The 25550-nt window shown below is 61.0% G+C and carries 22 protein-coding genes, 1 pseudogene and 1 riboswitch; of the genes and pseudogenes, 14 read left to right on the top strand and 9 right to left on the bottom strand.

Annotated elements, in window-relative coordinates; genetic code table 11:
* Positions 1-12: 12 nt before the first annotated feature.
* Together QRN04_RS07145 and QRN04_RS07140 are read right to left on the bottom strand one after the other, a co-directional pair.
* Positions 13-1080 carry a hemolysin family protein gene (locus QRN04_RS07145; protein WP_284975322.1) on the bottom strand — a complete coding sequence of 356 codons (1068 nt, stop codon included), beginning with the start codon at positions 1078-1080 and terminating at the stop codon, positions 13-15.
* A complete protein-coding gene (locus QRN04_RS07140; protein WP_284975321.1) occupies positions 1077-2429 on the bottom strand; it encodes a hemolysin family protein in 1353 nt (450 codons plus the stop codon). Before QRN04_RS07140 ends, QRN04_RS07145 begins: the two co-directional genes overlap by 4 nt.
* Positions 2430-2862: 433 nt before the next feature.
* Here QRN04_RS07140 and QRN04_RS07135 point away from each other — a divergent pair, with 433 nt between their 5' ends.
* The 3 genes from QRN04_RS07135 (at position 2863) to QRN04_RS18210 (ending at position 7624) form a co-directional block, all read left to right on the top strand.
* A complete protein-coding gene (locus QRN04_RS07135) occupies positions 2863-6675 on the top strand; it encodes a multifunctional oxoglutarate decarboxylase/oxoglutarate dehydrogenase thiamine pyrophosphate-binding subunit/dihydrolipoyllysine-residue succinyltransferase subunit (protein ID WP_284975320.1) in 3813 nt (1270 codons plus the stop codon).
* Between the two features lie 139 nt (positions 6676-6814).
* Entirely contained in the window at positions 6815-7414 is a 600-nt protein-coding gene (locus tag QRN04_RS07130; protein ID WP_284975409.1) for a GDSL-type esterase/lipase family protein, read from the top strand.
* A gap of 135 nt (positions 7415-7549) precedes the next feature.
* Complete coding sequence (locus tag QRN04_RS18210) at positions 7550-7624, top strand: 50S ribosomal protein bL37 (RefSeq protein ID WP_369299106.1); 75 nt, start codon at positions 7550-7552, stop codon at positions 7622-7624.
* 94 nt (positions 7625-7718) lie between these two features.
* On the opposite strand, the gene rsrA is transcribed toward QRN04_RS18210, so the two are convergent.
* Complete coding sequence (gene rsrA / locus QRN04_RS07125; protein WP_284975319.1) at positions 7719-7979, bottom strand: mycothiol system anti-sigma-R factor; 261 nt, start codon at positions 7977-7979, stop codon at positions 7719-7721.
* Positions 7976-8797, bottom strand: coding sequence for a sigma-70 family RNA polymerase sigma factor (locus QRN04_RS07120; RefSeq protein WP_284975318.1), 822 nt, complete (start codon positions 8795-8797; stop codon positions 7976-7978). Before QRN04_RS07120 ends, rsrA begins: the two co-directional genes overlap by 4 nt.
* 179 nt (positions 8798-8976) lie before the next feature.
* Between QRN04_RS07120 and QRN04_RS07115 the strand changes: the two genes are divergently transcribed.
* The 7 genes from QRN04_RS07115 (at position 8977) to QRN04_RS07085 (ending at position 16298) form a co-directional block, all read left to right on the top strand.
* A complete protein-coding gene (locus tag QRN04_RS07115; RefSeq protein WP_284975317.1) occupies positions 8977-9492 on the top strand; it encodes a DoxX family membrane protein in 516 nt (171 codons plus the stop codon).
* A gap of 6 nt (positions 9493-9498) precedes the next feature.
* The gene (aroA, locus tag QRN04_RS07110; protein WP_284975316.1) at positions 9499-10914 is read left to right on the top strand and encodes a 3-phosphoshikimate 1-carboxyvinyltransferase; all 1416 of its coding nucleotides are present in this window, start codon (positions 9499-9501) and stop codon (positions 10912-10914) included.
* 2 nt (positions 10915-10916) lie between these two features.
* On the top strand, positions 10917-12032 hold the full coding sequence (rsgA, locus tag QRN04_RS07105; protein ID WP_284975315.1) for a ribosome small subunit-dependent GTPase A: 1116 nt from the start codon (positions 10917-10919) through the stop codon (positions 12030-12032).
* Between the two features lie 61 nt (positions 12033-12093).
* A complete protein-coding gene (hisN, locus tag QRN04_RS07100; RefSeq protein ID WP_284975314.1) occupies positions 12094-12906 on the top strand; it encodes a histidinol-phosphatase in 813 nt (270 codons plus the stop codon).
* A gap of 198 nt (positions 12907-13104) precedes the next feature.
* Positions 13105-13218, top strand: a riboswitch (SAM riboswitch).
* 29 nt (positions 13219-13247) lie between these two features.
* The gene (locus tag QRN04_RS07095) at positions 13248-14645 is read left to right on the top strand and encodes an aminotransferase class V-fold PLP-dependent enzyme (protein WP_284975313.1); all 1398 of its coding nucleotides are present in this window, start codon (positions 13248-13250) and stop codon (positions 14643-14645) included.
* Between the two features lie 198 nt (positions 14646-14843).
* On the top strand, positions 14844-15575 hold the full coding sequence (locus tag QRN04_RS07090) for a class I SAM-dependent methyltransferase (protein ID WP_284975408.1): 732 nt from the start codon (positions 14844-14846) through the stop codon (positions 15573-15575).
* Between the two features lie 9 nt (positions 15576-15584).
* Positions 15585-16298, top strand: a complete 714-nt coding sequence (locus QRN04_RS07085) for a metal-dependent transcriptional regulator (protein WP_284975312.1) — start codon at positions 15585-15587, stop codon at positions 16296-16298.
* 27 nt (positions 16299-16325) lie between these two features.
* On the opposite strand, the gene QRN04_RS07080 is transcribed toward QRN04_RS07085, so the two are convergent.
* Positions 16326-17747: an MFS transporter gene (locus QRN04_RS07080; protein ID WP_284975311.1), complete on the bottom strand. Its 1422-nt coding sequence runs from the start codon at positions 17745-17747 to the stop codon at positions 16326-16328.
* Between the two features lie 31 nt (positions 17748-17778).
* Between QRN04_RS07080 and QRN04_RS07075 the strand changes: the two genes are divergently transcribed.
* Positions 17779-18153 (top strand): hypothetical protein, encoded by a 375-nt coding sequence (locus tag QRN04_RS07075; protein ID WP_284975310.1) that lies wholly within the window; start codon positions 17779-17781, stop codon positions 18151-18153.
* On the opposite strand, the gene QRN04_RS07070 is transcribed toward QRN04_RS07075, so the two are convergent.
* Entirely contained in the window at positions 18150-19133 is a 984-nt protein-coding gene (locus tag QRN04_RS07070) for a S1C family serine protease (protein WP_284975309.1), read from the bottom strand. The genes QRN04_RS07075 and QRN04_RS07070 overlap by 4 nt on opposite strands.
* A 650-nt stretch (positions 19134-19783) precedes the next feature.
* On the opposite strand from QRN04_RS07070, the gene QRN04_RS07065 reads away from it, so the two are divergent.
* Both QRN04_RS07065 and QRN04_RS07060 read left to right on the top strand, forming a co-directional pair.
* Positions 19784-22189: a CAP domain-containing protein gene (locus QRN04_RS07065; RefSeq protein ID WP_284975308.1), complete on the top strand. Its 2406-nt coding sequence runs from the start codon at positions 19784-19786 to the stop codon at positions 22187-22189.
* Positions 22190-22192: 3 nt separating this feature from the next.
* A complete protein-coding gene (locus QRN04_RS07060; protein WP_350224921.1) occupies positions 22193-23674 on the top strand; it encodes an acyltransferase family protein in 1482 nt (493 codons plus the stop codon).
* 834 nt (positions 23675-24508) lie between these two features.
* On the opposite strand, the gene QRN04_RS07055 is transcribed toward QRN04_RS07060, so the two are convergent.
* The 3 genes from QRN04_RS07055 to QRN04_RS07045 form a co-directional block, all read right to left on the bottom strand.
* Positions 24509-24712 (bottom strand): hypothetical protein, encoded by a 204-nt coding sequence (locus QRN04_RS07055; RefSeq protein ID WP_284975307.1) that lies wholly within the window; start codon positions 24710-24712, stop codon positions 24509-24511.
* 175 nt (positions 24713-24887) lie between these two features.
* Complete coding sequence (locus tag QRN04_RS07050; RefSeq protein WP_284975306.1) at positions 24888-25085, bottom strand: DUF4236 domain-containing protein; 198 nt, start codon at positions 25083-25085, stop codon at positions 24888-24890.
* A gap of 80 nt (positions 25086-25165) precedes the next feature.
* Positions 25166-25429: a hypothetical protein gene (locus tag QRN04_RS07045; protein WP_284975305.1), complete on the bottom strand. Its 264-nt coding sequence runs from the start codon at positions 25427-25429 to the stop codon at positions 25166-25168.
* On the opposite strand from QRN04_RS07045, the pseudogene QRN04_RS18205 reads away from it, so the two are divergent.
* Positions 25380-25529 (top strand): annotated as a pseudogene (locus QRN04_RS18205) (IS481 family transposase); the annotation flags it as partial. The gene QRN04_RS07045 and the pseudogene QRN04_RS18205 overlap by 50 nt on opposite strands.
* Positions 25530-25550 lie beyond the last annotated feature (21 nt).

Raw genomic sequence — 25550 nt, 5'->3', positions numbered from 1 at the left:
GGGCCAGACGGGCTAAGCCTCGGGAACGCCGTAGCGCCTGATCCCGGTCGCCTGGGTGGCATCCCGGATCTCTCCGACAAGTTGCTCGATCACATCTTCGAGGAACAGCACTCCTTGCGTTGCCCCGCCCGGGCCCAAAACGCGGGCCAAGTGGGAGCCGGTGCGTTGCATGACTGACATCGCCCGCTCGATTTCATCCTCCGGAGAAAGATTGGCCAGGGACCGGATCCGGCCCTCGGCAATGGGATGCCTCCTGCCCTCCTCAGGGATGGACAGGATGTCCTTGACGTGCAGGTATCCGGCGAGTTCGCCGTCGTCGTCCACCATGGGGAAGCGCGAAAAGCCGGTCCGGCTGACGGCCTTCTCCACGTCGATGGGAGTCGAGGCTGTCCTCAGGACCACCAGGTCCTGCAGCGGCACCATGATGTGGGCTGCCGTGTGTTCGGAGAACTCCAACGCGCCGCTGAGCAAGCCTGCGTCGTCATCCACCAAGCCGTGGCGTGTGGACTCCTGGACGATGGACTGCACTTCTTCCAAGGTGAAGGAGGACGCGACCTCATCCTTGGGTTCAATTTTCATCAACCGCAGGATGTGGTTTGCCAGCCAGTTCAACGACCAAATGACGGGTTTGACGAAGCGGCCGATCCACATGAGCGGAGGCGCCAACATCAACGCGGCTTTGTCCGCCAAGGACACTGAGATGTTCTTGGGCACCATCTCGCCGAACGTCACGTGCATGAACGTGACAAAGAGCAGCGCGATCGTAAATGCAATGACGTCGGCCAGCTCAACAGGGACGCCCACAAGCTCCAACGGTGCCGCCAGCAGGTGGTGGATAGCAGGTTCAGCCACTTGAAGGATGAGCAGGGAACAAACCGTAATGCCCAACTGGGCACAGGCCAGCATGAGGGAAACGTTTTCCATGGCCACAAGAGTGGTTTGCGCCCTCTTGGAACCAGCCAAGGCCAACGGCTCAATCTGGCTCCGGCGTGCCGACATCACCGCAAATTCTGCGCCCACGAAGAAGGCGTTGCCGAGCAACAGGACTACCAGCCAAAAAATTCCGGCCCAGTCGTTCATGCCGCACCTTCTTGTGAATCGGCGTCCCGGCCCTCCGAAGGCGACGGATCTTCCTGCTCGATGTGGTGGAAGCAAATACGGTCGATACGCCGGCCATCCATCCGCGTGACCGCGAGTGTGCCGCCGTCGACCTCCACGACGTCGCCGACCTTGGCGATACGCCCCAGCCGGCTCATGACGTAACCGCCAACGGTCTCATAAGCGGATTCGTCCGGAACGGTGAGATTGGGAATCTGTTCGGACACCTCGTCCGGCCGGAGAAGCCCGGGAAAATACCAGTCCCCCGAAGCGCTCTGGAGCACACCCGGGCGGACCTTGTCGTGCTCATCTGCCACTTCGCCGACGATCTCCTCCACCAAGTCCTCCAACGTGGCGATACCTGCGGTTCCGCCGTATTCATCAAGCACGACGGCGAGTTGCAAGTTACCTTCGCGAAGTTCCGACAACAGCGCATCGAGGTGAATCGTCTCCGGAACCCGGAGTACCTCGGTCATGATGGCCCCGGCCTCTAGCTTTCCTCGCCGCTCGGCCGGAACGGCCACGGCCTTTTTGATGTGGACCACGCCACGGATGTCATCCGCGGAATCGCCGATGACCGGGAAACGGGAATAGCCCGTACGTCGTGCGGCGTTCAGGATCTCCGCAACCGGCTCGTCGGCGTCGATCGTTTCCATCCGGATGCGGGGCGTCATGACGTCAGCAGCTGAACGCCCGGAGAAGTTAAGCGTGCGGGCGACGAACGTTGCCGTCCCGGCGTCGAGCGTTCCCATTTCTGCCGAACGCCGCACGAGTGAGGCAAGCTCCGCAGGCGTCCGTGCACCCGAAATCTCTTCCTTGGCCTCCAGGCCGAAGAGGTTCAAAACTTTGTTCGAGAATCCGTTCAGAACCACGATGGCAGGCTTGAAGACAGCAGTGAACACGAGTTGCGGACGCGCCAAGCGTTTGCCCAAAGGGAACGCAAGGGCAATCGCCATGTTCTTGGGGACCAACTCACCCAAGAGCATGGACAGCAGTGTCGCAATGGCCATTGCGACCACGAGGGCGATGGAACGTGCCGCCTCGGGAGTGAGGCCCAGCAGCGCAAGGGGGCCCGTCAGCAGTTGGCCCACGGAAGGCTCCATGACGAAACCAGTCAACAGGGTGGTCAACGTAATGCCGAGCTGGCAGCTGGAAAGCTGGGTGGAGAGGGATTTAAGGCACCTGAGGAGTGGAGCCGCAGCCTCGTCACCGTTGTCTACCGCACGCTGGACGCTCGCTTGGTCAAGTGCGACCAGGGAGAACTCGACGGCCACAAAGAATCCGGTGCCAATAATCAAGGCAAAGCCGGCCAGAAGGAGGAACCACTCCACTTAGCGCACCCCACCGGATTCTTGGGAGGTCATCGGCAGGGAAATCGTCTGCGCAGCGGCGAAGGGCGGCACGTTGTGATGGGCATGTGAACGGGTGTTGCCGGCACGGGGGGCACGCTGCGCGGAGGTGCCCCGGAGGCTCCCCCGACAGTACCCAGGCCGGCACCTAGATTTACTGTCCATAAGGATTTCAGTCTACAGTCCGGGCGCTCCGGCACCCACGAAGTAGACCAGCATCTGGTGGCTCGCTACCAATACGAGCCCCAAATGTGGATACACACATGATTTAGATCACCACTATTGGCAGATAACCAAAGATCGTAACTAGACTGTCATGGGTCTGAGTTCGCGGGACCCGGACCCTGGCGCACGGTTGTGGAAGAGCAATTTTGGCCAGCGGGAAAATAACACTCATGGAAGAGGCGTATTTCAAGTGCCAGAGCAGCCAAGCCACCGTCTACCCGAGGAATTTGGCGGAAACGAGTGGCTCGTTGACGAACTGTACGAGCGGTACCAGCAGGACAAGAAATCGGTCGATAGCAAATGGTGGCCGCTCTTCGAATCCTTCGCTGCCGCAGACGGCCCTTCCTCCAACGGAACCTCCGCAGCTCCAGCAGCTGCCAACCCGACCACCCAAGTGCTTCCCGTGGTAACTCCGGCTGCAACTCCCCCGGCCGCTCCCAGCCAACCGGCTGCAGCACCGCCGGCGGCCGCTCCCAGCCAACCAGCCGCCGCGCCGGCGTCTGAGAAGAAGGCACCCGCCACCGCTGCCAAGGACGGAGCACGCCAACCCGCAAGCGCCAACGCCCCGGCTCCCGCCCCGATCCCGGCGCAGCTTCCCAAAAACACCAAAGCGCCCACCGCGCCCGAGGAAGATGTTGTTTCGGTCCTCCGGGGTCCTGCGAAAGCCATCGCCACCAACATGGTGACCAGCCTCGAAGTTCCCACCGCCACAAGCGTCCGGGCAATTCCCGCGAAGCTGCTCATTGATAACCGCGTGGTCATCAACTCAAACCTCGCCCGCGCCCGCGGCGGCAAGGTTTCCTTCACGCACCTGATCGGCTACGCCGTCATTCGCGCGCTCTCCCAGTTCCCCTCGATGAATGTCTACTACGACGAAATCGACGGCAAGCCGAGTGCTGTCCAGCCGGCTCACGTCAACTTCGGTATCGCCATTGACATGCCGAAGCCCGATGGCACCCGCCTTCTGATGGTTCCGAACATCAAGAAGGCCGAGACCATGGACTTCGCCGAGTTCTGGCACACCTACGAGGACCTCATCAAGCGTGCCCGCAATGGCAAGCTGACCGCGGATGACCACGCGGGCACTACTGTCTCCCTGACCAACCCCGGCGGCATCGGCACGGTGCACTCAGTGCCCCGCCTGTCCAAGGGGCAGGCGGCCATCATCGGCGTCGGCGCCCTTGACTACCCGGCAGAGTTCCAGGGTGCCAGCGAGAAAATCATCGCCCAGAACGCCATCAGCAAGATCCTGACACTGACCTCCACTTATGATCACCGCGTGATTCAGGGGGCAGGCAGTGGTGAGTTCCTCAAGCTCGTCCACCAGCTGTTGCTGGGCGCGCAGAATTTCTACGACGAGATCTTCGAAGCCCTCCGCATTCCTTACGAGCCCGTCCGCTGGAGCCCCGATCTGCAGGTGGACCCCGCTGACGAGATCAACAAGGTAGCCCGGATCCAGCAGTTGATCCACTCCTACCGGGTGCGCGGCCACTTGATGGCTGACACCGACCCCTTGGAGTACGTCCAGCGCAAGCACCCCGACCTCGACGTCCTGACCTACGGACTGACCCTCTGGGACCTCGACCGCGAATGGCCCACCGGTGGCTTCGGCGGTAAGCCGATGCTGAAGTTCCGTGACATCCTCGGCGTTCTTCGTGATGCGTACTGCAGGACCACGGGCATTGAGTACATGCACATCCAGGAGCCTGCAGAACGCAAGTGGTTCCAAGACCAGCTCGAACACCCGTACTCCAAGCCCAGTCGCGAAGAGCAACTGCGCATCGTCTCCAAGCTCAACGCAGCGGAGGCCTTCGAGACCTTCCTGCAGACCAAGTTCGTGGGCCAGAAGCGCTTCTCGCTTGAGGGCGGCGAATCCTTGATCCCGCTGCTCGACGCCGTCATCTCTGACGCCGCTGACGACGGGCTGGATGAAGTTGCCATCGGCATGGCACACCGTGGCCGCCTCAACGTGCTGACCAACATCGCCGGCAAGACGTATGCTCAGGTGTTCCGCGAGTTCGAAGGCACCCAGGACCCGCGTTCGGTTCAGGGCTCCGGTGACGTCAAGTACCACTTGGGCACTGAGGGCACCTTCACCTCGGACAACGGCAACCAGACCAAGGTCTATCTGGCCGCGAACCCCTCCCACCTTGAGGCGGTGGACTCTGTCCTTGAAGGCATTGTCCGCGCCAAGCAGGACCGCCTGGACCAGGGCGAGTCCTTCCCGGTGCTTCCCATCATGGTTCACGGAGACGCTGCGTTCGCCGGTCAGGGGGTCGTCGCTGAGACCCTGAACCTGTCGCAGCTTCGTGGCTACCGCACCGGCGGCACCATCCACGTCATCGTCAACAACCAGGTTGGCTTCACCACGGCGCCGTCGTCCTCGCGTTCGTCGACCTACTCCACGGACGTCGCCAAGATGATCCAGGCACCGGTCTTCCACGTGAACGGCGATGACCCGGAGGCGGTAGTCCGCGTTGCACAACTCGCCTACGAGTTCCGTCAGCGTTTCCACAAGGACGTCGTTATCGACATGGTTTGTTACCGTCGTCGTGGCCACAACGAGGGCGACGACCCCTCGATGACCCAGCCGCTGATGTACAACCTGATCGAAGCGAAGCGTTCAGTCCGCAAGCTGTACACAGAGTCACTCATCGGCCGTGGAGACATCACGGAAGAAGAAGCCGAGCAACTGCTCCGCGATTACCAGGAACGCTTGGAGCGGGTCTTCGCCGAGACCCACGCAGCCCAGACCTCGCCGATTCCGATCATCACGGGAGATTCCGCGGCTGTTTCGGATATTGAGCGCCCCATCGCCCAGCAGGCCGATTTTGGCACTAACTCGCCTTCTTCCACGGCCATTTCCGCCGAGACGCTCGCGCGCATCGGCAAGGCCCACTTGGAGATTCCGGAAGGCTTCACCGTGCACTCCAAGCTCAAGCAGCTCCTGGAGAAGCGTGAGCAGATGTCCCGTGAGGGTGGCATAGATTGGGGCTTCGGCGAAATTGCTGCCTTTGGCTCCCTCATCATGGAAGGCGTCCCGGTACGCCTTGCCGGACAGGACTCCCGTCGCGGTACCTTCGTCCAGCGCCATGCGGTGTTCCATGACCGTGCCAACGGCAATGAGTGGCTGCCCCTGGGCAACCTTTCAGATGACCAAGCCAAACTGTGGATCTACGATTCCCTGTTGTCCGAATACGCGGCCATGGGCTTCGAATACGGCTACTCGGTAGAGCGTCCGGATGCATTGGTCCTGTGGGAAGCGCAGTTCGGTGACTTCGTCAACGGCGCCCAGACCATCATCGATGAGTTCATCTCTTCGGCTGAACAGAAGTGGGGCCAGCGTTCCTCACTGGTGCTCATGCTGCCTCACGGCTACGAAGGACAGGGTCCGGACCACTCCTCGGCACGCATCGAGCGTTTCCTCCAGATGTGCGCCGAAGACAACATGATCGTGGCCAACCCCACCACCGCGGCTTCGCATTTCCACCTGTTGCGCCGCCAGGCTTACAGCCGCCCGCGCAAGCCGTTGATCATCTTCACGCCAAAGCAGCTGCTCCGCCTCAAGGGTGCCGCATCCGCCGTCGAAGATTTCACCAATGGTGGCTTCAGGCCGGTCATTGCCGATCCCGAGGTGCAGCCCGCGAACGTGGAGCGGGTCATCCTGGTATCGGGCCGCTTATACTACGACCTCTTGTCCAACCGACAGAAGTCCGGCGACACGTCCACCGCGATCATCCGGGTGGAGCAGCTGTACCCGCTGCCAAAGGCCGAGATCGACGCCGAGCTGGCCAAGTACCCGAACGCGGACATCGTGTGGGCACAGGACGAGCCTGCCAACCAGGGCCCTTGGCCGTTCATGGGCTTGAACTTGGCTCCCGAGCTCGATCGCAAGCTTCGCTTGGTGTCGCGTCCCGCGTCGGCGTCCACTGCTGCGGGGTCCATGAAGCGGCACGCCGCTGAACAGGATGCCCTGATCAAGCAGGCATTCGACCACAAGTAAAAACGAAACTGCCCGGCCGGAGGAGCGATGAGCGCGCCTCAGGCCGGGCAGTTCTGTTTAATGGGACAGGTACCCGGCTCAGGCTTGGGTGGTGATCCCGGGATCGCGCAAGGACCGTAACGAGGGTGAAGAGGTAACCGTGGAAGACAGGAAGCTGCGCATCGCAGCTGTAGGAGATGAACTGCTGGCGGGCTTGGGCGACCCCCGTGCCTTGGGTTGGCTCGGGCGAGTACTGGCCCGTACACCCCAGGATTCTGTTGTCGTGGAGAGCTTTTCCCTCCCCTGCCCCATGGAAGGAACCGAAGGCCTCGCCGCGCGATGGCAGGATGAAGCCGGACGGCGATTCAGCGACAGACACGAGAATCGATTGGTGATCGGCCTCTCCGGCCGCGACGTCGAGTTCGGTTTGTCCACTGCCCGCAGCCGGTTGAACTTGGCAAACATCCTCGACGGCGCGTCGCACAGCAGCGTGGAAGTCTTCGTGGTGGGTCCCCCGCCCACGTTGGATCCTGCACGGAACAAGCGGCTTGCGGAACTCAACACCGCCTTCGCTGATGTCACCACCAGGCGCAACCACCATTACGTGGATACGTTCTCGCCATTACTCAACCACGAGCAATGGCGGACGGACCTGGCTGCCAACGGCGGAACGCCAGGCCAGGCCGGCTACGGCTTGATTGCCTGGCTCGTACTGCACCGAGGCTGGTTCCAGTGGCTCAATATCGCCCAACCGGAATAGCACCCTGGCGTCTTTCGAACTGCGGTAAGTGCCTAAGCGCGGCAGGCCACCCACCGCCGGTTCGCGGCGCAGCACCCGGGTGTGCGAAACTGGAGGGCAGCTTTATTGAGTATCAATCCTTGAAGGAGGCCAGCTATGAGCAAGCGTGCACGTAAGCGTCGTGACCGTAAGCGCGGCGGCGCGAACCACGGCAAGCGTCCCAACACCTAAGCCAATGGCTTAGCGTCTCAGGCTTAAAGCAAGAGCCCCGGAACCATACGGTTTCCGGGGCTCTTGACGTTTAAGCGGGAAGTGCGGGAGAAAGCTAGGCATCCACTGATTTGATGGAGTGGATCCTATCCAAAATGGAGTTTTTCAAGTTCTCCGGCGCCGACTCCGTGCACGATCGCTTGACCATGGTCCGAATGAGGCACTCGAGGTCGTACTGCTCGGCGCACTCGGCGCATGTGTCCAGATGCTGCTTGATCTCCCCGAGATCCTCGCGGGTCAATGCACCGTCGAGGTACTCGTAGATCCGCTGCATACGGGTATCATCGCAATCGCCCAATCCCTGGCAGTCGCTCATTGCTCTTTCTCCTGATTGTTGCTTCCGGCCGCGGCCTGATCTTCGGTTTGGGCCCTGAAGCCCCGTTCGACGGCGTAGTCCGCCAGCATGTCCCGCAGCATCTTCCTGCCGCGGTGCAAGCGCGACATCACCGTGCCGATCGGGGTATTCATGATCTCTGAAATCTGCTTGTACGCATATCCTTCGACGTCCGCGAAATACACGGCGAGGCGGAATTCCTCCGGAATCGACTGAAGGGCGTTTTTCACGTCTGAATCCGGCAAATGATCCAAGGCTTCGACTTCGGCTGACCGCAAGCCTGCCGAGGTGTGCGATTCAGCCTTGGCCAGTTGCCAATCTTCGATCGTGTCCGAATTGGACTGCAGCGGCTCGCGCTGCCGCTTCCTGTAAAGATTGATATAGGTGTTGGTGAGGATGCGGTACAACCATGCCTTGAGGTTGGTCCCTGGCTTGTACTGGTGGAAAGCGGAAAATGCCTTGGTGTAAGCCTCTTGGACCAGGTCCTCGGCGTCCGACGGGTTGCGGGCCATCCTCATCGCTGCCGAATACAACTGATCCACGTACTGCATGGCGTCACGTTCGAAGCGCGCCCGGCGTTGTTCGGGGCTTTCCGCGGCGACGTCGACTGCCGCGGAGCCCTCCTGGGAAGGCTCGGCTGCAGAGTTGTCTTCCGACGACGAGTCGGCTGCTTCATAGGTGGCCGCTGCGGCCGGTTCAATGGTGCTCATCGATGCCAAGTCTACTGTCAGCTGCGGAGAAACCGGCTGACGCATGTACACCTGCTCCGGAAGCACCACGCGGTCCTTAACCAAAGTCAAAAAACCAACTCCATTCACCAAGCGGCAACACCACGCCGCAGTCCGGTCTTCACCGCACCTGATGATCACAACCGCGTGGGCTGGGTAAATATTCCTCAAAGGTGCAAGACTAGAGCGGACTGCACCCCATGAACACACCACTCATCGAATCGTGTGGCACGCCACCCAGGAGGCAAGATATGTCTGTTATCCGTTTTCTCGCTCGGCCTATGCTCGCGTCCAGCTTCGTCATCGCCGGCCTGGACAAGCTCAAGAACGCGGACGACACCGCCAAGCAACTCTCGCCCATTCTTCGCCGGGCATCAGAGTCCCTACCCTTCAAAGCCAACGAGAAGACCCTCGCACGGGTTCTCGGGGGTGCCCAGCTCGGCGCCGGAGCGCTGCTGGGACTTGGCAAGGTCTCCCGCTTTGCCGCGACCCTTTTGGCTGTGACGTCGGCGCTTAACTCCTACGTCGAATGGCGTTCAGCGGACATCAGCACCAAAGAAGGACGCAGCGCCCGCAAGTCACAGCTTCTGCGCAACGTGTCCTTGACCGGCGGCGCCCTTTTGGCGTCCGTAGACACGGCGGGACGTCCAGGCTTGGCTTGGCGTGCAGGGCACGCGGCAGCCGATGCCCGGAAAGCTACCGGCAAGCAGTTCAAGCGCACAGACAAGGCTGTCCGTCGAGTCGTTGACAACGCAGTTGGAGCATAAGGAAGCATGACCGGTACCACCTCCGCTCATTCCGATACAACGAACCCGGAGGCAACCCACGTCGGCGTGGCTGACGCCGGAACCTCGAATGCTTCCGCAAAGCTTCCGCTCTGGCCGGCTCCTTTTGCAAAACGGCCTGTGGATGCGACGGTGACCGTGCCGGGTTCGAAGTCCCTCACCAACCGGTTCTTGGTGTTGGCGGCATTAGCGGACGGTCCCTCGAGGTTACGTTCTCCCCTGCATTCCCGGGACTCCGCCCTCATGATCCAGGCCCTCCAGCAGTTGGGTGCCGTAGTCACCGAAGTTCCGGGCGACGGCGACTACGGCCCTGACCTCGAGGTCACGCCGATGGATCCCGCAGCGGCTGCCGCCTCACGCGCCGTCGACTGCGGTTTGGCCGGAACCGTGATGCGGTTTGTGCCGCCGCTGGCCGCACTCCGCAAGGGCCAGACCGTATTCGACGGCGATCCCCATGCCCGTAACCGGCCCATGGGAACCATCATCGAAGCACTCGTCGCCCTTGGCGTGCAGGTAGCCACTGTGGAGGGCCGGACGCCGTCGGCACTGCCCTTCACGGTGGAAGGCACTGGTGAGGTCCGCGGCGGTCACCTGGTCATCGATGCCAGCGCCTCATCACAATTCGTCTCGGCATTGCTGTTGGTAGGAGCCCGTTTCACGGAGGGCCTGCACCTTGAGCACGTCGGAAAGCCCGTGCCCAGCCTTGACCACATCGCGATGACTGTCGAGGTCTTGCGGAGTGTGGGAGTGACCGTGGATGATTCGGTGCCCAACCACTGGCGCGTCTCGCCGGGCAGAATCCAGGCGTTTGACCGGCGGATCGAGCAAGACCTCTCCAACGCCGGACCGTTCCTGGCAGCGGCGTTGGCCACAGGGGGAACCGTCCGGGTTCCCAATTGGCCCGCGGGTACCACCCAAGTCGGCGACCAGTGGCGTTCCATCCTCGCATCCATGGGTGCCACCGTATCCCTCCACGACGGAACTCTGACCGTCACCGGCGGCCCCCGGATCCTCGGCGTGGACCTGCACGAAACCAGCGAGCTCGCCCCCACGGTGGCCGCCCTCTGCGCCCTCGCAAGCACCCCCTCCCGCTTGACGGGTATCGCGCACCTCCGTGGGCACGAAACAGATCGCTTGGCGGCCCTGGTGGCTGAAATCAACCGCTTGGGCGGTGACGCAGAGGAAACATCGGACGGGCTCATCATCCGGCCCGCCACTTTGCACGGCGGAATTGTCCACAGCTACGCGGACCACCGTATGGCCACCGCAGGGGCCATCCTCGGGCTTGCCGTCGAGGACATCCAGGTGGAGGACATCGCCACAACATCCAAGACGATGCCCGAATTCCCCACGATGTGGGCCGCGATGCTTGAGTCCGCGGGTTCGAACGGAGCCAGCAACTGACTATGGGCCGCGATGCACGCTCCTGGGACGAGTCCGATGTCCGGATCCGTCCCAACAAAAAAGGATCAAGGCCACGGACGAAAGACCGTCCCAGCCACGATGACGCGGTCATCGGCAGGATCATCACGGTGGACCGGGGACGGTATACCTCGATCGTTGGTGAAGACACCCCTGAGGAACGCATCGTCATCGCTGCCCGCGCGCGCGAGCTCCGCCGCAACCCCGTGGTACCAGGGGATTTTGTCGCCTTGGTGGGCGATGTGTCCGGGCTGCCGGACACCCTGGCCAGGTTGGTTCGCGTTGAAGAGCGCAAGACTCTCCTGCGCCGCAGCGCCGACGACACCGACCCCATTGAACGCGTAGTGGTGGCCAACGCGGACCAGTTGGTGGTGGTCGTCGCCGCGGCCAATCCAGAGCCCCGTACCGGGTTTATCGATCGCGCCCTGGTAGCTGCGTACGACGCCGGGATCGAGCCGCTGCTACTGATCACCAAGGCAGACGTCAAGGACCCCACGGAACTTCTGGCCAACTACCTGAGCTTGGACTTTCCAGTCATCATCAGCAAGACCGCGGACTCGGCTGCTGGCGGTATCGACGCACGGTCGGACGACGGATTGTCCGCACGTTTGGACCGGAACGCTGTGTCCGAGCTAAGGACCCACCTCCACGGCAAGGTGACGGTGATGCTGGGCCACTCGGGCGTAGGAAAGTCCACCATGGTCAACGCGTTGACGGGCGCTGAGCGCGCCACCGGCGGGGTGAATGCAGTCACGGGCCGGGGCAGGCACACGTCGTCCTCAGCCCTGGCGCTGCGGCTCAACGACGCTCCTTCCGGCAGCTGGATTATCGACACACCCGGCATCCGCTCTTTCGGGCTGGCCCACGTGGACCCGAACCGGATACTGCACTCCTTCCCGGACTTGGAACCGGGTACTGAGGCCTGTGAGCGGGGCTGCAAGCATGATGCGACAGCCATCAACTGCGGCCTCGACTCATGGGTTAGCGAAGGCAATGCCGGACCTTCGGGTCCGGCCCGTTTGTCCTCCCTTCGCCGCCTGTTGGGCGCAGACCCCCGGTTGGAAGCGAAAGAAGCCAAGGAACTCGGTACCGTCAACTAATCCCGCCCGAGTCCGTCACGGCATCCCGGCGAGAGGACCCGTTTCAGGATAGTTTGGTGGCATGACCCAACCCGTCTCCACCTACAACGACGACCTGCGCCTTGCCCACGTCCTCGCGGATTCCGTCGACTCCCAGACAATGTCCCGTTTCAAGGCCCTGGACCTGAAAGTCGAAACCAAGCCCGATCTCACGCCCGTCACGGACGCCGATAAGGCCGCTGAGGAAGCTATCCGCGGCCAACTGTCGCGCTCCCGCCCCCGTGATGCGGTTTTGGGCGAAGAATTCGGCAGCAGCGGCCATGGATCGCGCCGTTGGATCATCGACCCCATCGACGGGACCAAGAATTTTGTCCGCGGCGTGCCGGTCTGGGCAACGTTGATCGCCCTGGTGGATGAGGGGGAACCGGTTGTTGGCGTCGTGAGCGCACCGGCACTAGGCAAGCGTTGGTGGGCCGCAAAAGATATGGGTGCCTACATGGGGCGCTCCTTGGCAGCTGCCACGCGACTGAAGGTTTCCAACGTTTCGCGACTGGCCGACGCCTCCATGTCGTATTCAAGTCTGTCCGGATGGAAAGAGCGAGGCAACCTTGATGAGTTCCTTGGGTTGACCGAGGAGGTCTGGCGCACCCGCGCTTACGGCGACTTTTGGTCCTATTGTCTGGTAGCGGAGGGCGCCGTTGATATCGCCTGCGAACCGGAATTGAACCTTTACGACATGGCAGCACTCGTTCCGATCGTTACCGAGGCCGGAGGTCGCTTCACCTCTTTGGAAGGTGAGGACGGGCCCTTTGGCGGCAACGCGTTAGCCACCAACTCGATCCTGCATTCGGAGGTCCTCAAAACGCTAAACCCGGCCCTGGACGATCTCCTCTGACGAGCGCTCATTACCGGAGTACGTTCCGACGGTAACACCCGGCTTTGACCAAATATTCGACGGCGGACGCCCCCCTTACCGGGCATCCGCCGTCGTTATATTCGCCGTTCATCCGATTTTTCGTCCTAAACGTAACAAAGCGCTTAACAATTGTGGTGGCTTTGTCAGCCCTGTGCGGGGTGCCCTAGCCTAGAGAGAGGTCACGAGTGCCAGCGCAAAACCCCGGTTTGCTGGCCGGCAACCCTCCATTCGCGGTGGGGTGCCCCGGGTGACGACCTGGCCGGTCCGGAACGGATTCGGCAAGCGCGACCCCAACCGGGGTCCCTCTTGAGTGAGGTCCCATGAGTACTGTCACGTTAAATCCCGCAGCCCCATCCAACACCCCAGCTGGCAACGTCCTCGCAGCCCGCCCCCTCGCCGCAGTAACAGGGGCAGAATTGCAGGCGCCGCTGATTCAGGGCGGCCACGCACGGTATGCAAACCTGGACTACGGCGCCTCTGCGCCGGCCTTGACCGTTGTCTCCGCGTATCTCAATGAGATTCTGCCGTACTATGCCAGCGTCCACCGGGGCGCCGGCTACGCCTCCCAGATAAGTACGTCGGTCTACGAGAACTCCCGGAACGTGGTCCGTGAATTCGTTGGCGGACGCCCGGACGATTCCGTCATCTTCACGCGCAACACCACAGATTCCTTAAACCTGCTGGCAGGCTGCCTTCCACAACTGGATGGTGAATTCGTTGGGGAAGTCCTTTACCTCGACATAGAACACCACGCCAATTTGCTCCCATGGCAAGGTGTTCCGCACCGCAGCGTCGTTGCCGAGGCAACGCTTGCGGCCACCGTGGACAAGCTCCGGAACGAGCTCAGCCAAGGAGGGGTATCGCTGCTTGCCGTGACGGGCGCATCGAACGTGACCGGCGAGATCCTTCCCATCGCGGAACTCGCGGATCTTGCCCACGAACACGGTGCCAGGATTGTGGTTGATGCTGCCCAACTGGCTCCGCACCGGCGCATAAACATCACCCAAGCGGATGTGGACTACCTTGTGTTCTCCGGTCACAAGCTTTATGCGCCTTTTGGGGCAGGCGTTGTGGTGGGCCGTCCTGATTGGCTCGACGCCGGAACACCTCACCTCGCAGGTGGCGGGGCGGTACGCGAAGCCCGGTTGGATTCGGTCAGTTGGGCCACCGGTCCGGCACGGCACGAAGGCGGCTCCCCCAACGTCTTGGGCGCTGCCACGCTCGCCCGTGCAACGCAGGTGTTAGCGGACCTGGACCAAGACGCATGGCACGCCCATGAGGCAGCAATCCGCTCCTACCTCATAGAGGGGCTGGAAGGCATCGATGGCGTAACCGTGCATCGGATCTTCAGTGATTCCGAGGACACCATCGGCGTCGTCAATTTCTCCGTGGAAGGGTTCGACGCCGGGCTCGTGGCAGCATTCCTGGCCGCCGAGCACGGCGTCGGCCTACGCGACGGCAGGTTCTGCGCGCACCCGCTGCTCAAGCGCCTCGGCCTGCCCTCCGGGTCACTTCGCGCAAGCTTCGGTGTCGGCTCCCGGCTCGAGGATGCCGCGCGGCTCCTTGCCGGGATCAGGGAACTCAAACGCAACGGTCTTGGCTGGGACTACGTGGTTGATGAAGGGCGATGGGTTCCCGCGAACGACCACAGGACCTACCCCGAGTGGGCTCCCAACACTCCGGGAACCGCGGGCGCTGCACCCTGCAGCGTTGACTGAGCCGGTTCCGTTGACTGAGCCGGTTCCGTTGACTGAGCCGGTTCTGGGGCACGGACCCTCCTAGGGTAAATTCGTAGGGTACTTTGGCATCCTGTGAAGGAGATAGGCGTGGCCGTGCTTCACACCGGCGCTACCCGCGGCTCTGTTGGTCCTGCCGGGCCGGGCGGCCCGAAGCTCGCCGCCGCCCGCCGGCAGGAGATGGGCTTGAGCTTCCAGGACGGCGGCGAACACTATGATCGTGTTCGTCCCGGCTATCCGCAGGACTCGCTCCAGTGGTTGCTTCCCGAAGAGGCAGGAACCGCGGCAGATATCGGCGCCGGTACGGGGAAGTTCACTGCGCTCCTCCTGGAACGCGGGCTGGAAGTGGTCGCGGTGGATCCCTCGGCAGACATGCTCCACCAACTCCGGAAATCGTATCCCTCGGTCACAGCAGTGGAAGGAACCGCGGAGGCGACAGGGCTGGCGGACTCAACATTCGACGTCGTCAGCGTTGCCCAGGCCTGGCACTGGTGTGACCCTATTGCGGCCAGTGGGGAGATTGCCAGGATTTTGCGGCCGCAGGGGGTCTTGGGGTTGGTCTGGAACCAGTTGGACACCTCTGTCCCTTGGGTCCACCGGCTTTCCCGGATCATGCACGCCGGAGACGTTCACAAACCCGGATTTCGGCCCGCCATAGGGCCGCAATTTGCTGGTCTCGAAAGCCATCTGACCATGTGGGAGGACAGGGTGACACCGGAAGACATCATGGAGTTGACCAAGTCACGCAGCTATTACCTTCGCGCTGGCGCTGCCACCCGTGCAAAGGTGATGGCCAACCTTGAGTGGTACCTCTACGAGCATCTGGGCCACCGGCGGGAAGAGACGTTACCGCTGCCGTACCTCACCCACTCGTGGCGGGCGCACAAGCTGGACAGCACGCGGCCGCTGTAGGCTGGATGCGTGAAGACCAGTGCGCCCTCCTCCTCGATCGAGGACTATGTCAAGGTGGTCTATTCCTACACGGAGTGGCAGGACACGCCCATCACTTCCTCGCAGCTCGCGCTGCGTTTGGGCGTGGCCAACTCCTCAGTCTCGGAAATGGTCCGGAAGCTCAAAGACCAGGGCTTGGTGGACCACCAGCCTTACAGTGCGATCACTCTCACGCCGCAAGGCACGCGCTTGGCCTTATCAATGGTTCGCCGGCATCGGCTCATTGAGACATACCTGGTGGAGGAACTCGGCTACAGCTGGGACGAAGTGCACGACGAAGCCGAACTGCTGGAGCACGCGGTGTCGGATACCTTTATTGAGCGCATGTCCGCCAAGCTGGGCCACCCTTCGCGGGATCCGCACGGTGACCCCATTCCGGGGCCGGACGGCTCCGTTGAACTCCCCTCTGCCATGCGAATGATCGAACTAGACCATGGGCATACAGGCCGTATCACCAGGATCAGCGACGAGAACCCCGATCTCCTGCGTTACCTGGCAGCTGAGGGGATCACCTTGGACACCCGCGTCGAAGTGGTGGGAAGAAAACCCTTCGGCGGTGCTATGGTGGTGCGCATCGGTGACGGCGCGCAGCGGGCCGAGTTCGATTTGGCGGATGAGGTAACTTCGGCTCTCTGGGTCCAAAGCCTCGAGCCACACGAAGGATGCGTTCTTCCCGCTCGCTGAGCGTTGCCGACGTCGGACGTCCGCAGCTTAGGCGGCAGCCGCGTCACCGCCGTCGGCGGTCACCGGACCGGGAGCTGGGTTTCGTATCCCGACGGCGGAAGCCGCAGCTCCCACGAAGAACAGCACGGCAGTCACAACCAACGCGTTGAGGAGGCCCTGCCGGGTGAAGACCGGCCCCACAATGAGTCCGGCGAAAGCGATACAGATCAATCCTGCAATGCGGGCCACCGCATTGTTCACGGCCGAGCTTATTCCTGCCTCTTCCGGAGGCACAGCGCCGAGGATCGCCGCCGTCAGCGGAGCCACAAGGGTTGCCAAACCGACGCCGAAGACTATCTGTCCCGGGAGGACCTGGGTCCAGTAATTGAGTGGTTCCTGAACCGACAAACACAAGAGGAAGCCGATACCGCACAACACGGGGCCGGCGGTCATGAACCACCGCGGGCCATATTTTCCGGCCAGCCCACCAAAATAGGATGCAGTCAGCATCAGGATGACGGTGCCCGGAAGCAGAGCGATGCCGGCCACTGTGGCCTTCAGGCCGCCCACCTGCTGGAGGTAGATGCCCAGCACGAAGAAACCGAGGGAAATGGCGCCATAAATAGCCAAGGTGGCGAGGTTACCCCAGCCGAAGTTCCGGATAGCGAAGAGCCTCAGGGGCAGCATCGGGTCGATTGTTCTCCCTTCGTGGACCAGGAAGAACGCCAATGCTATGGCTCCCACCAGGAGCGGGCCCCACACCTGCCAGCTCCCCCACCCCAAACGGCCCTGTTCAATGAACGCATACACAGGGCCGCCCAGTCCGATCATCGCCAAGACTGCGCCGGTGTAGTCGATTCCCGTGTGTTTGTCCCGTGCGGTATCCGATGCCCGGAGGCGGACAAGCACTGGCCAGATTGCAGCGGCAGGAATCACGTTGATGAAGAAAATGACCCGCCAAGACACCAAGTCCACGGAAACTCCGCCGATCAGGGGTGCCACGATGGCTGCGGCGCTGGTCCACCCCGACCATTGACCAATTGCTTTCGATTGAGCGGGCCCGGCAAAGGCGGTGATGATCATGGCCAGGGAGCTGGGAACCAGAAGGGCCCCGGCGATTCCTTGCAGCGCCCGGGAGATCACAAGGACTTCACCGTTCCATGCAAAGCCGCACATCATGGATGTCAGGGCAAAGCCGCCCAAACCCCATTCAAGAATTCGCGCCCTCCCGAAATGGTCAGAGAGGGAACCGGCCACCAGGATCAGCGACCCCAAGGACAGCAGGTAAGCGTCCACAACCCATTGCTGAATGACTAAGCCGCCCCCCAGCTCCCGGCCAATCGCGGGCAAAGCGAGGTTGACGACAAAACCGTCCAGGATGGCTATGAATGAGGCCACAATTGCCACGACGAGTACGCGCTTTTGGAGCGGGGTCCTCGGCAGCACGGCCGCTGCGTCTGTCATGTGCACAGCCTACGCCGCCGCCGTCCCGTATCGTTGGATGGTGATTAGCAGACGTGACGCCGCTTTGGCCCTCGACATACCCATGGAAATGGCCCAGCGCCACGGCATCCCCTCCAGGCTTACCGAGGCTGAGCTGCGGGATCTTCAGGACAATCCCCCGGCTTGGTTGGTGCAGTCGCGCACCAACCGTACCGGCAAGCGGCCGGTCTGGGTCCAGTTAACCTGTGCCGTGTGTGGCTACTCCGAGGCCGCACGCCCTAAAAAGTGGTGGCCTGAATTTTCCTTCGTGTTCTGCGGTCACCACCGCAACAGTGAACTGCCCGAGCTGTTTCGCGGCGAAGTGCGCAGTGAATACGAGGGCATCGGTAGCCGTTTCGTTGGCGTCGTGGACGTTCCTGAAAGCCCGGCCTAGCCGAGCGGGCCCATCTCTGACGGAACAGCCACAAGTTGCAGGTTTTTGCCGTCCCGCAGCACCATGAGCGGGAACGGCTCGCCGATTGCGTCTTCAAATAGAAGCTTCTGAAGGCTCTCTGCGCTTGACACCGCCCGGCCGTGGGCGCGGAGTACGAGGTCGCCCGGCTGGAGTCCGGAGAGTTCTGCCGGAGAATGGGGAATCACCTCAACCACCCGCAAACCCTCCTTCTGGCCCGTCCGAACCACCGCGCTGGCATCCAGGGGTATAGGGGTGCTCACCAAACCCAGATATGCCCGGCGCACCCGGCCATCCTTCAGTAACGAGGCAATAATCCGTTGTGTTGTTGAATTGATCGGCACCGCCAGCCCCAGCCCGAGGCCAGCGACGGCGGTATTGATCCCGACGATGCGGCCCCGCGTGTCGGCCAATGCTCCGCCTGAGTTTCCGGGGTTCAATGCAGCGTCAGTTTGGATGACGTCCTCAATGACCCGCCGGTGCTCTCCTGCCCGCACCGGGATCGATCGACCCAAGCCGCTCACTACTCCGGCTGTCACCGATCCGGCGAGCCCCAGAGGGTTGCCTACTGCGATTACCAGCTGGCCCACCCGCAAAGTGTCGGCGTTTCCCAGGAATGCCGGCGGCGGAGTGGATTTACGGCCACGGAGCACGGCAAGGTCGGACAGAGGGTCCGCTCCCACAAGCTCCACATCTGTGTGCTTCCCGTCGGCGAACACGGCCCTGCCGGATTGCGTGCCGGCGACCACGTGTGCATTGGTCAACAAGAAACCATCGCTCGTAAAGACGACGCCGGATCCGCTTCCTACGCGCATCTCCCCGCGGCGGCCAACCCTGGTCATCTCGATGGCCGCGACATGGGGGGTTACAGTCTCTGCCACATGAATGACTATGCGGGAATACGCGTCCAAAGCGAGATCGTCGTCCTGCTCCGGCTCTGTGAACTCCGGCTCCACGCTCATCACATCTCTCCTGCCACAGCTGGGCCAGGCGCCGCCGGGCCTTTGCCGGCCTGCGCTTACTCACTACAACGATCACGTACGGGCAGCTAGTCCTGATTCCGGTACGCCGTGGGTGAACGCGCATCCCAGCCACCAGCAGCCCTGGATCTCCCTGCAGTGATAGATGCGTCTCATGCACGCTGGGGAGTGCGCGTGGACCCGCCATGCAGGTTTAGTAGAGTGTATGGACTAATCATCTTGGACCACGCTAGGATCACGTTCTGAGCCGCTAAATAAAGCGACTCTTGCGTTCGTGAGGACATGGGTGGCAAATGGGGGGGCTAATTTCTTGCGGCGCTGTTTTCGTATCGCCCAGCATCGAATTCGGGGATTTGGCCTTCGAGGTCCAAGCTAACTCGAATTCATCCATGACTCACAAGCCGTTGCAGCGCAGAAGCTCAGTTCTCGCCGCAGTGCAACGTATGCCACTGGGATGTATCCAAATCAGCGCTGTTTACCCACGCCGTCCCGTGCGAACCATTAACCGCGGCGCGACGGCCGTATTATCTTCCGCCCACACCACTATGGTTCCATCAAGGCACGCACATGCATTGGTCGACGAGTGGTCCTGCACCAAAATTGCCGCTGTAGGAACCACGCGGTGACTCAGCATGAAGGGAAAAATGAAAAATGGATTTTTGGCGAGGAGGGGTGCCACGGCTCTGGTTACCCTTATTATCGCAACCGCGGTAGCCGTGCCTGCCCACGGAGCTACTCCTGTTGGCAGCAACCAAATCAATACAAACTCGCGTGCTGCCGTTGCGGCTGCTTACGCGAATCAGTGGTTACCGACAACAAAGTCGCCCATCAATTGGACCGGGGATGCTGCAAGCTGCCAAGCCGGTACTCAGTCCGACGATTCCTTGATCAAGGGCGTCCAGGCTGTGAACTTCTATCGGGGCTTGGCGGGGCTTGACGGTATCAGCTTCACTGAGACCCAGAACGCGATGGCCCAGCAAACGGCCCTCATGATGGAAGCCAACGGTCAACTTAGCCATACCCCGGACAGTAGTTGGAAGTGCTATACATCGCAGGGCGCGCAGGGCGCTGCAACGTCAAACCTCCATGGCGGCACAGGCAACTACTACATCGGTTCAGCCTCGGTTCCGATCGAGAAGTATATGGATGATGCTGGGCCAGGTAACGGACCTGTAGGGCACCGCCGCTGGGTCCTCAACCCGGACACCGTCACCATGGGGATGGGAACCACTAAGGCTTACAACGCGCTGAATATTGCCGGCGCCCCAACGGATTCTTCCCGAGCGAACCCGGTCATGATCGGGTTCCCAAACTCCGGCTATTTCCCCCAGCAGCTGGAACCCAATGGCAGATGGTCGCTTTCTTCTGATCATGGTGTCGACTTTTCCGCTGCGACCGTGAACGTCAAAGATGCGAGTGGCACGGCAATTCAAGTTTCACCTGTAAGCACAGCGGAGGGTTACGGGCCAAACACTATTTCGTTCCAAATTTACGTATCGTACGCCACTGGGACGAGCGAGTCCGATTACACCGTAACTGTTGACAACATGAGGAAGGATAATCTTCCATTTTCCTACACGTACACCGTCCGGCTTTTTGACGGTAATGTTTCAACATCAAGCGTGGCGCCCACAGATCCGATGCCGACTCTTCCCACGCCTGCGATAAGTGTTGTTCCGCAGGCGCCGACATTCGGAACCGGCACCTACACCATTCCGACAACGATCGGTGTCGTGTATACGGTCGATGGCGCACTCACCCAAACGGGCACATATAACGCATCAAGCCCCATCGCCATTACCGCGGAAGCGGCATCACCGAGTTATACGGTCGTTGGGGAAACCTCGTGGTCCCATGACTTCACCCCTGTCGCCCCTCCGCAGCCCATCACGATTACGCCCATAGCACCGACGTTCACTGATACGAGCTACACCATTCCTTACCAAGATGGTGTCCGCTACAAAGTGAACGGAGGGCTGGCGTCGCCGGGAACCTACACTGCGGGGTCTTTGGTTTCGATTGCAGCCCAAGCCCAACCTGGCTATGTCCTTTCCGGGACCACAACATGGAGCAAGGACTTTACTCCGGTATTCACCCAGCCAACTCCGGTAATGCCTGCCGCTCCGACATTCGGTGATTCCAGTTACACTATCCCCTCCACCACCGGGGTCGAATATTTGGTGGATAATGTCGTCAAGCCTGCCGGAACGTATAGCGCAAATACAAACATTTCCATCACGGCAAATGCAAAACCGGGGTACACCCTGACCGGTACCGTCCTTTGGATCAAGAACCTTACGCCAGTCTCCACTTTCAGCCCATCCATCAGGGCATCTGGAGATGTTGTTGCCATTGATCCAATCGGCACTCTTTATGATTATGGCGATCTTACTAGTGGGCGTCGTGCCATAGGTTCGGGATGGAATGGTTTCAGTAACCTGAAAGTTGTTGACTGGAACAGTGACGGCACCATGGACATCGTCGCAGAGGACCCAAATGGGGTGCTCTACCTTTATGAGGGCGCATCCTGGGGAGGATTCACCAAGATCCGCATAGGTGGAGGATGGCAGGCGTATGACATCTCCGTGGCCCCATGGGTCAAGGGTGCAAACTTCCCTTCCGTCATCGCCAAGAACCGGGCCAACGGCAATTTGTACTACTACGCCAATACTTCGGGCACAGGTGTTTCTTCCCCGGTTCAGATTGGATCGGGCTGGAGCAGCTTCGATATTTGCGTCAGCGACTGGGATAAAGACGGCAATGCCGACGTCATAGCCAAGAACCTTACCGGCCAGCTGCTTCTCTATCGCACAGACGGCGCCGGAAGATTCATTAATGAAACCCGCGCAGTCATTGGTGCCGGCTGGAATGGTTTCTCTACCAGCACTATCAGCAATTTTCGCGGTGCTTACGCAGATGGCTTCCTTGCCCGCAGGCCTGATGGCAGGCTCTCCTACTACGAGATGATCGGCTCCGGTTGGGCTAAGCCGATTCAAGTGGGCAGTGGCTGGGGCGGGTACACGCTTGCCGGCAGATAGGAACTGAAGGGTGATGGCCCCGGTTGGGGGAACAAGGGCCATCACTGTGGCACAAGCAGCAAGCCGGCGCCTGATCCACCAACGACGACGCCACAGGAAGGTCTACGCCCACAGGCAAAAGAAAATCCCGGAATCGCAAGGGTTCCGGCGTGGGAGTTCGCAGCGGGTGGCATCCTCGCCTTGCTTCCGGCCATAAGTGCCGTGAACGAGATGACCCGCAAAGCGTTCTCAGTCGTTGGCTTCCTGCTGATCTTGTTGTCCTGCTTCGTCATCACCGCGAACCAGGCATTCCCTGGCTCAATTGCGCTCTTCCCGGTTGTGGGGACGGTGCTGGTCATTGCTGGCGGCACGGCGGACAGCCCCGTGAATTGGCTACTTGGTGCGCGCCCCATGCAGTGGATCGGCGACCGGTCCTACTCCTGGTATCTATGGCACTGGCCCGCCATGATCCTGATAGCAGCCGCCACCGGGATCGATTCGCCGTGGCTCGGTCTCGGTATCGGCGCGGCAACCCTCGTCCTAGCGCACTACACGTTCCTTAAGATTGAGAACCCAGTACGCCATTACCGGCCACTGAAGGTCAAGGGGCCGTCAGCGACGTACGCTTTCACGAGTGCTTTACTTGCTGTTGCCGCCCTGGTTGCCGCGGGCGTCTTCGCTGTAGGCACCGAAAAGTCTATGAATGCCGATATTCAGAAGTGGAATGCCGTAAGGGAGCAAGGCCCGCCAGCAGCATGTCCGACTAAACGGACCACGAAGACCGGGCAGGCTTACTGTGTCGCCGGTCCCGAGAATGCTGCCAAAACCGTGATGATAGTTGGTGACTCGCACGCCGCCCAGTGGGTACCGACATTGGCTGCCATAGCGGCGGATGACGGCTTCCGCCTGGTGATCCGCACTCTTGACGCTTGTCCTGCAGCGGAGGTGTCAGTGCTGGCCAACGGCTCGCCCAACAAGGCTTGTGCCGCGTTCCATGCGTCCACCCGGTCCGCAATCGAGGACATCCGGCCGACAGTGCTGCTTACCGCGAATTCCGATAGTTACCTTGGGCAAATCACGAGCGCCGCGGGTAAAGTTCCCACCGCTGACGAGCAAGCCGCACTTTGGTCTGCGGGGATGACGTCGGTGATTCAGTCAGCGCGGCAGGTAGGTGCCGAACCGGCGTCCATTGAAGACACCCCTAGACCCATCGGGGACGCTGCAATCTGCGTGACCCGACCAGGTGGAAGCGAGGACGAGTGCACGCCGTCAGTGGAGAAAGCAGAAGCCGACGTGGCAGTGCTCAAGGATACTGAACGGGCCCTGAAGATCGAACACGTTTTGTCCTTCGACGACGATCTCTGCGACAAAAGCACCTGCAAGATCTCGGACGGCGGCACACCAGTCTTCTCGGACCAGAGCCACATCTCGCAAGCCTGGGCAGCCACCCAGAAGGGCACTATTCGGGCGCTGGTCCGAGAAGCGCTATCTGCTACTTCCTCCTAGTCCAGAGACTCTCCGGAGCTGGTCCTAGACCAACTCGAGCCTCCGGGAACAGATCTACTTGCGTCTTCGGGAAAGGCTGCTTCACCCTTCTCTCAACCCTTTGGAACTCGGCTATTGCATCTTGGCGGACATCGTATGCTGCCCGGTCCTGGGCGGCCGTAGCTTGGCCGGCCATCCAAGCCGAGTGGACTCGCGCCCATGTTGTGCGTGAGCTGGCATAATCCTCTGCCACGGCGATTAGGCCGTCTGCAGGCGGACGCTCGCTTTTCTGAAGCTCTTTGCCTGCATTGCGACTATCCATAGGCCCAAGGATACGGGCCATACCGTTCGTATCATCGCCGCCCGTAACAATTGCCCCCACTCTCTCCCGAGGGTGAGGTCAATTCTGCGCTTAGTTTGGATAGTGCTACTTCCGCGTCGCCCCAACGGTGCATCTGGCCGCACTCAGGGCACTCGGATGGGTTGTCTGCAAAGGAGCTGACATTGAAGCTATTTGGGTTCGTGAATACTTCTGTTGGGAAAACTCGTCAGTTTTCGGGCACCTGATGATGACACGGGCATGTGCGGTGCTGGCCTCATGGATGGCCGTCTGGCGGTCCGTGGCCGTCTGCCGCCGCTGGTCTTTGATGCGCTTGCCTTGCCCGAATTACTCCCCCAGTTCATGATTCGAAGAATTGAGTGTATCCGGCGTGCCATGGTTACTCATTCGTTCGCATGACGATGGCTTTGCAGCCTTCCGGGACGAGTGCCCTGACGGACGTGAGCGCAGAGTCATAACCGGCGACCTGATGATTGAAGTCATTCGACGCTTAGGACCGCTAACCTTCAACATGCTCAGTCCTGGCTGAACAAGTCATCCCGCGTCCGTCTTTGGGTCCGGTAGGCGGGATCGGCTGCCGAACTCACGAGGTAGTCAATCCCCGCAGCTGTACGATAGGCGCCCACCAGCACGAAGATGGCGCCGAACACCAGAGCCGCGCAACCGACGATCAGCGTGGGCAGGTAATTGACAACTACTGTTGGACCGTCTCGGGCCACGAAAAAGGCTGAAGGAGCGGTGGGGCCGCCCCGATCAACAATGCACCGAAAAACCAAAGCAATATGCCCACGAGCAGTAAAGCCCGCGAAGGGCCGGGTTTAGACAAACTAGGTCCCCAAATCGATCCAAACGTGGAATGTTACGCAGAGACTACCGCCTATAGCAGCAAACGAGTCACAACTTGCCCTGCCGGCGCTTCCCGAATCGAAAGGACAATCCGGGCAGGATGCGAAAACTCCCACCGTCGCGACTGTTCAAGGTCATTCGCCCGACGCGCTTAGACACGCTTGCGCCGGACTTTGAAAGGTTCAGCGCCGCCCCTCTGCCAAGTCGCACACGCTTCCGAAATACGAAACCCAATTTGTACCCCATCCCTTTGTCCTGATTCCGAAAGAATACGCGCAGTCAGCAAAAGATCCGCGACGCTTGCTCTGACGATGAGGCGCCTACTCCTATTCGAAGTGCGGGCCCGAGTGGGAATAATCGGTAGTCCGGAGGACGATGGCTTTACAACCTTCCGAGACCAATTCCCGTGCGGCGGACAGTGTGGAGCCGTGATCGGCGCCCACAGCACTGACGCTGCCAAACTCGCCGTCGGGGTTCTCGATGGTCGAGGCTACTTCCTGGTCTCCCCCACGCCCGCCCGGACGACCATGCCCGCGCGCCGACGTCACCATCAGCAACGCAACCACCGGCGAGATCATCCGCGAACTCACTATCGACCCCACCAGAAACTACCAACCCAGAGAATCCGGGCAAAGAAAAACACCCCGGTCCGAAGACCGGGGTGTAACCGATGACTCGACTCATCCGTGAAGGATGTCTCGACTCATCACA

The sequence above is a fragment of the Arthrobacter sp. efr-133-TYG-104 genome, from assembly GCF_030208915.1.
Classification (GTDB): domain Bacteria; phylum Actinomycetota; class Actinomycetes; order Actinomycetales; family Micrococcaceae; genus Arthrobacter.
This window is presented reverse-complemented; position numbering and strand designations above follow the sequence as displayed.

Coding starts and splice junctions, on each gene's coding strand:
- QRN04_RS07145 (WP_284975322.1), bottom strand. CDS start 1,080: ATGAACGACTGGGCCGGAATTTTTTGGCTGGTAGTCCTGTTGCTCGGC.
- rsrA (WP_284975319.1), bottom strand. CDS start 7,979: ATGAGCGACTGCCAGGGATTGGGCGATTGCGATGATACCCGTATGCAG.
- QRN04_RS07115 (WP_284975317.1), top strand. CDS start 8,977: ATGTCTGTTATCCGTTTTCTCGCTCGGCCTATGCTCGCGTCCAGCTTC.
- aroA (WP_284975316.1), top strand. CDS start 9,499: ATGACCGGTACCACCTCCGCTCATTCCGATACAACGAACCCGGAGGCA.
- rsgA (WP_284975315.1), top strand. CDS start 10,917: ATGGGCCGCGATGCACGCTCCTGGGACGAGTCCGATGTCCGGATCCGT.
- hisN (WP_284975314.1), top strand. CDS start 12,094: ATGACCCAACCCGTCTCCACCTACAACGACGACCTGCGCCTTGCCCAC.
- QRN04_RS07095 (WP_284975313.1), top strand. CDS start 13,248: ATGAGTACTGTCACGTTAAATCCCGCAGCCCCATCCAACACCCCAGCT.
- QRN04_RS07090 (WP_284975408.1), top strand. CDS start 14,844: ATGGGCTTGAGCTTCCAGGACGGCGGCGAACACTATGATCGTGTTCGT.
- QRN04_RS07075 (WP_284975310.1), top strand. CDS start 17,779: ATGGTGATTAGCAGACGTGACGCCGCTTTGGCCCTCGACATACCCATG.
- QRN04_RS07070 (WP_284975309.1), bottom strand. CDS start 19,133: ATGAGCGTGGAGCCGGAGTTCACAGAGCCGGAGCAGGACGACGATCTC.
- QRN04_RS07065 (WP_284975308.1), top strand. CDS start 19,784: ATGAAGGGAAAAATGAAAAATGGATTTTTGGCGAGGAGGGGTGCCACG.
- QRN04_RS07050 (WP_284975306.1), bottom strand. CDS start 25,085: ATGGGGTACAAATTGGGTTTCGTATTTCGGAAGCGTGTGCGACTTGGC.